This is a genomic window from Haloactinopolyspora sp., from assembly GCF_027324685.1.
Lineage (GTDB): Bacteria > Actinomycetota > Actinomycetes > Jiangellales > Jiangellaceae > Haloactinopolyspora.
On record NZ_DAHVSH010000198.1, the window covers coordinates 1 to 5363 of the forward strand.

A 5363-nucleotide genomic window follows, 5' to 3' on the forward strand; every position below is an offset into this window, starting at 1 on the left:
GGCGCAGCGGGTCGCGCAGTGGGTCCGCGAGCTGCCACCACACGCAGTGGATGCCGCCATCGCCGTGCTGTGCGCCGCTTACATCGTCGGCCAGATCGGTATCGAGGGGAGGCTGAGCTGGGCGGTCCCGCTGCTGGCGACGGTCAATGCGGCACCGTTGCTGTGGCGGCGCCGTTACCCGTTCCTGGTCACCTTCATCACCGGCATCAGCACGACGTGGCTGGCGATCGTGGACATGCTGGGCAACATTCCAGCCGCACAACTGGTGGCGACGTACACGTTCGCCGCGCTGTGCCCGCCGCTGCTCCGGTTGATCGCGGTCGCCGGGACGATCCTGGGCGTCTCCCTGTCGATCCTGATCCCGGCCGAAGACGTCCTCAACCTGGGCATGATCGGTATCACGTTCGGCATGGCGTATGCGCTGGGCACCTCCGTGCGAGCTCGACGCGACCGGATCGAGATGCTCGAAGAACGAGCGCGGCGCCTGACCGAGCAGCATGAAGCTGCCGCAACGAGAGAACGTCAGCGCATCGCGCGCGAGATGCACGACATCCTGGCCCACTCGATGGGGCTGGTGGTGGTCCAGGCCGAAGCCGGACCCGTCGCGGTGCGCAGCGACCCGGACAAAGCGGCGCAGATGTTCGACACCATCTCCGCCACCGCCCGCGAATCGCTGGCCCAGTTGCGCCGCACGCTCGGCGTTCTGCGCGCCGGGGAGGCCGAGCGGCTACCCGCGCCCGGCCTCGACGGCCTGACCACGCTGGTGGAGCACGCGCGCGACAGCGGACTGGCCGTCACGCTGGAGGAACACGGCCAGCGGGCCGCGGTTCCGCCCGATTTCGCGGCGACGGTGTACCGGATCGTCCAGGAGTCGCTCACCAACACCGTCAAGCACGCGCATGCGCAGACGGTTCACGTGACGCTGGACTGGCAGGACGACGCGCTGGAGGTCACCGTCAGCGACGACGGCCGCGGGCTCGCCACCGACGCCGAGCCGGGCGGGCACGGCCTCACCGGGATGCGCGAGCGGGTGGCGGCACTGGGCGGGAAGCTCGACATCGGTGCCAATCCCGACGGAACGGGCTTCCGTATCACCGCCTGGTTGCCTTTACAGTAAGGCGTGCCCGCCGACCAGATGATCCGCATCCTGATCGCCGACGATCAGGAACTCGTCCGCGGTGGCTTCGCGATGATCCTCAACGCCCAGCCCGACCTGAGCGTCGTGGGCGAGGTCAGCGACGGTGCGCAGGCCGTCCAGGCTGCCGGCGAGCTGCGGCCGGACGTCGTGCTGATGGACATCCGGATGCCCAACGTCGACGGCATCGAAGCCACCTCGGTGATCTGCCGCGACACCGCCGCCAAGGTGCTCGTCCTGACGACGTTCGACCTCGACGAGTACGTCTACGACGCCCTGCGCGCCGGGGCGAGCGGGTTCCTGCTCAAGGACATGCGCCGCGACGAACTCGTCTCCGCGGTTCGGGTGGTCGCGGCCGGGGAGTCGCTGCTGGCCCCGACGGTGACCCGGCGGCTGATCGCCGACGTCGTCGAGCGTGGTGCCCGATCGGTCGACCGCTCCGGATCCGACGCCCGGTTGACCCGGCTCACCGCTCGCGAGACCGACACCCTGCGCCACGTCGCGCGCGGGCTGTCAAACAGCGAGATCGCCGCGCAGCTCTACGTCACCGAACACACCGTGAAGACACATGTGAGCAGTTTGCTCGCCAAACTCGGCGTCCGTGACCGGGTGCAGGCGGTGGTCTTGGCCTACGAGTCCGGCCTGGTCCAACCCGGCGACACCGCGCCGCCGGGTCACTCCTGAGAGTGACCCCGACCGCTCTCAGGAGCGGCGCACAACTCCGCTCTTCGCGGCGATCCGCCGACGTGGTGCCGCAGACCACCATGGCAGCTGTCCAGTTACAGGTTCTCCTCTTCTGATCCGCAAGGAGGCTGTCATGATCCGCACGATCTCCGGCTTCTCCGTGCGGCGGCCCGTCATCGTCATCGTGACGTGGCTGGCCGTCGTGGCGGCCGGCTTCGGCATCGGCATCGGCGTGTTCGATCGCCTCGTCGCCGACGTCGGCACGGTGCTCGGCAGCGAGTCCGACGACGCGGCGCAACGCATCGACGAGGTCGAGCCGACCGCCGAGACACTGACCGCCATCGTCTCCGGCATGCCGGTCGACGATCCCGCCGTGCAGCGCAGCGTGGCAGACGCGCTCGACCGGACCCGGGCCGTGCCCGGCATCGCCGAGGTGTCCGAAGCTCTGCCGTCCGCCGAGACGAACGAGGCCTTGCTGATCGAGGTCACCCTCGATCCCGAGTACGACGACGAAGACGCCGCCGCCGAGGCTGCCGCCGACGAACTCAACGCCATCGACGCGCCGTCGGTGACGGTGGCCGGCGGGCCGCTGTCCGGTGCCGAGTTCAACACCCAGGCCCAAGAGGACGTCGCTCGGGCGGAGATGCTCAGCATGCCGGTGGTGCTGATCCTGTTGCTGGTGGTCTTCGGCGGGCTGATCGCCGCCGGGCTGCCGCTGCTGATCGCCGGAGTCGGCGTCGGAGCGACCTTCGGAGTGCTCTACGCCTTCAGCGCCATCACCGACGTGTCGGTCTACGCGATCCAGATCACCACCATGCTGGCCGTCGGCCTCGCCGTCGACTACGCCCTGCTGATGGTCAACCGGTTCCGGGAGGAGCGGCGCACGTCGCTTGACGTTCCCGGTGCGATCGCCCGGACCACCGCATCCGCCGGACGCACGGTGATGTTCTCCGGATTGACCGTGGCTGTCGCGCTGGCCGGACTCGTCGTCTTCCCCGACCCGTTCCTGCGCTCGATGGGCCTGGCTGGTGCCGCCGTCGTGCTGGTGGACATGGCCGCCGCGTTGACGTTGCTGCCCGCGCTGCTCGCCCTGCTCGGCCGGCGGATCTCGCCGGCGAAGGCCGACACCGGGGCTGGGGTGTTCGCCCGGGTCGCTCGTGTGGTGCAGCGCCGCCCGGTGGTCACCTTGGTCACCACCGGTGCGGCCTTGGTGGCGGTGGCCGCTCCCGTGTTCGGCATGCACATCTCGCAGGGCGACCCACGAATGCTTCCGACGTCCACCGCCACCCGGCAGATGTGGGACGAGCTCGTCACCCACTTCCCCAGCGAAGTGGAGTGGACCGGTGACATCGAGGTAGTGGCGCAGGCACCGGCCGACGACCCGGGAATCGCTCGCCTCAGTGAGCAGATCAGCGGGCTACCGGCGATCGGTGCGGTCGAGGTGGACGACCTCGGCTCCGGCCTGACCGCGCTGTACGCCGATCCGCTCAGCTCGGCCGACGACGCCGCAGCCCGCGACACGGTGCTGGCGATCCGGGACCTGCCGACGTCGTTCGACATCGAGGTGACCGGCAGCGCTGCGCAGATGGTCGACTACCGTGACATGCTCACCGAGCGGGTTCCATGGGCTGCGGCGATCATCGTGGCCGGCACCATGCTCCTGCTGTTCGCCTTCACCGGTTCGGTGCTGCTGCCGGTCAAGGCCGTGCTGTCGAACTTGCTCAGCATCGGCGCTGCGCTCGGCATCGTCGTCTGGGTGTTCCAGAGCGGGCATCTCGCCGGGCTCATCGGCACCGAAGGCCTGGGTTACGTGCACCTGACGGTTCCGGTGCTGGTGGGTGCGATCGCCTTCGGCTTGTCGGTGGACTACGAGGTGTTCCTACTGTCGCGGATCCGGGAACGATGGCTCGCCGGCGCGGACCCGCAGGCGGCTGTCGCCGAGGGCCTGCAACGCACCGGTGGCATCGTCACGGCAGCTGCGCTGGTCATCGGGGTCGTGTTCGCCGGCTTCGTGTTCGGCGGGTTCGCTCCGATCAAGGCGATCGGGCTCGGCCTGGTGCTCGCGATCGCGATCGACGCGACGATCGTTCGGATGCTGCTGGTGCCCGCGACCATGACGCTGCTGGGCCGGTGGAACTGGTGGCTGCCGGGTCCGCTTCAGCGGCTGCACGCGCGGGTCGCGCTGGCGGAGACGGCGGACCGTGGCGTCTCAGTCGGCTCCCGAGCCCGAAGCGATGCGTTCGCGCTGAGCCTGCCTCGTTGCCCGCCCCGCCCGCTGCTGTGGGTGGGGCGGGCCACTTTGTGTTGCCAGGTGTGTTGCCAGGGTGGCCACGCGGACGGCCGTGGGAGCCTGTCGGGATGAACGAACAGATCTCACATCGCTACGCGAAACTCGCCGCCGACTTCGCCGGCCGCGTCGCCGCCGTGGCGCCCGAGCGGTGGTCGAGCCCGTCACCGTGCGACGGGTGGACGGCCCGCGACGTCGTCCAGCACGTCATCGACAGCCACGTCACGTTCCTCGAACTCGTCGGCCGATCTCTCCCGCAGGATGCGCCGTCCGTCGACGACGACGCGGCCGGTGCCTTCGGTACTGCCCGCGCCGCCGTTCAGGCCGGGCTCGACGACCCGGCGATCGCTGCTGCGGAGTACGACGGCGTGATGGGCACGACGACATTCGCCCAGGGTGTGGACGCGTTCCTCTGCTTCGACCTGGCCGTGCACGGCTGGGACCTCGCGCGGGCCGCCGGGCTCCCCGACCGCATCGATCCGGACGAGGTTCGCCGGGTCCACGCCGACGCCGTGGCCTTCGGCGACGCACTGCGCGGTCCCGGCTGGTTCGGACCGGAGGTGCAGGCGCCCGAGCACGCCGATGAACAGGCCCAACTGCTGGCATTCCTCGGCCGGCGGCCGGAGTGACCCGGCCAGGTGTCCGCTGACGTCGGACGGTGCGGCGGCGCTATCGGTGTCTCACGAACCTGACGACTGCTCGCGGGCCCATTCCGCGACGCGGCGGGCGCTTTCCTCCGGCGACAGATCCTCGACTCGCGTCATGATGGTCCACCGCACCCCGAACGGATCGCGGATGCTGGCGAACCGGTCGCCGGAGACGAACGTGGCCAGCGGTTCGCGAATGGTCGCACCGGCAGCCTCGGCCTTCGACGTCACCGCGTCGACATCAGCGCAGTAGTAGCCCAGGGAGTAGCAGTCGTCCTCGCCTTCCGGTGGTGGGACGAGGTGGTACGCGGGCACGGGTTCGCCGACCTGCAACTGTCCCTGGCCGAAATCGAGGACAGCGTGCACGACGACACCGTCGACCTCGGTGACGTCCACGATGCTCGCGCCGAACACGTCCCCGTAGAAGTCCACCGCTTGGCGAGCGTTCGGCACCGCGATGAACGGTGTCAGACTCGTACTGCCCTTCGGGACACCGTGCGTGGTGTGGATACCGTGGGCCGCCAGACTCGATTCCCTCGTGTTCTCGTTCATACGTGTCACGCTAAACACGCAGGGCACGGCGTGGCTTGGAGAATCGCGACACGGTTGC

At 69.5% G+C, this 5363-nt stretch carries 5 protein-coding genes; 4 read left to right on the forward strand and 1 reads right to left on the reverse strand.

What is annotated here, in order from left to right; all coding sequences use genetic code 11:
• The 4 genes from M6444_RS21200 to M6444_RS21215 all read left to right on the forward strand — a co-directional run.
• Positions 1-1117, forward strand: a 1117-nt coding sequence (locus M6444_RS21200; RefSeq protein WP_298332034.1) for a sensor histidine kinase, incomplete at its 5' end; no start/stop codon positions are given.
• A gap of 18 nt (positions 1118-1135) precedes the next feature.
• Positions 1136-1819 (forward strand): response regulator transcription factor, encoded by a 684-nt coding sequence (locus tag M6444_RS21205; RefSeq protein ID WP_363326457.1) that lies wholly within the window; start codon positions 1136-1138, stop codon positions 1817-1819.
• Positions 1820-1952: 133 nt separating this feature from the next.
• Positions 1953-4181, forward strand: a complete 2229-nt coding sequence (locus M6444_RS21210; protein WP_298332037.1) for an MMPL family transporter — start codon at positions 1953-1955, stop codon at positions 4179-4181.
• Positions 4178-4735 carry a TIGR03086 family metal-binding protein gene (locus M6444_RS21215; protein ID WP_298332039.1) on the forward strand — a complete coding sequence of 186 codons (558 nt, stop codon included), beginning with the start codon at positions 4178-4180 and terminating at the stop codon, positions 4733-4735. Before M6444_RS21210 ends, M6444_RS21215 begins: the two co-directional genes overlap by 4 nt.
• A 51-nt stretch (positions 4736-4786) precedes the next feature.
• On the opposite strand, the gene M6444_RS21220 is transcribed toward M6444_RS21215, so the two are convergent.
• Positions 4787-5305, reverse strand: coding sequence for a VOC family protein (locus tag M6444_RS21220; protein WP_298332042.1), 519 nt, complete (start codon positions 5303-5305; stop codon positions 4787-4789).
• Positions 5306-5363: the final 58 nt, after the last annotated feature.

Excerpts from the sequence above, each read along its gene's own strand:
- M6444_RS21205 (WP_363326457.1), top strand. The coding sequence starts at position 1,136 with ATGATCCGCATCCTGATCGCCGACGATCAGGAACTCGTCCGCGGTGGC.
- M6444_RS21210 (WP_298332037.1), top strand. The coding sequence starts at position 1,953 with ATGATCCGCACGATCTCCGGCTTCTCCGTGCGGCGGCCCGTCATCGTC.
- M6444_RS21215 (WP_298332039.1), top strand. The coding sequence starts at position 4,178 with ATGAACGAACAGATCTCACATCGCTACGCGAAACTCGCCGCCGACTTC.
- M6444_RS21220 (WP_298332042.1), bottom strand. The coding sequence starts at position 5,305 with ATGAACGAGAACACGAGGGAATCGAGTCTGGCGGCCCACGGTATCCAC.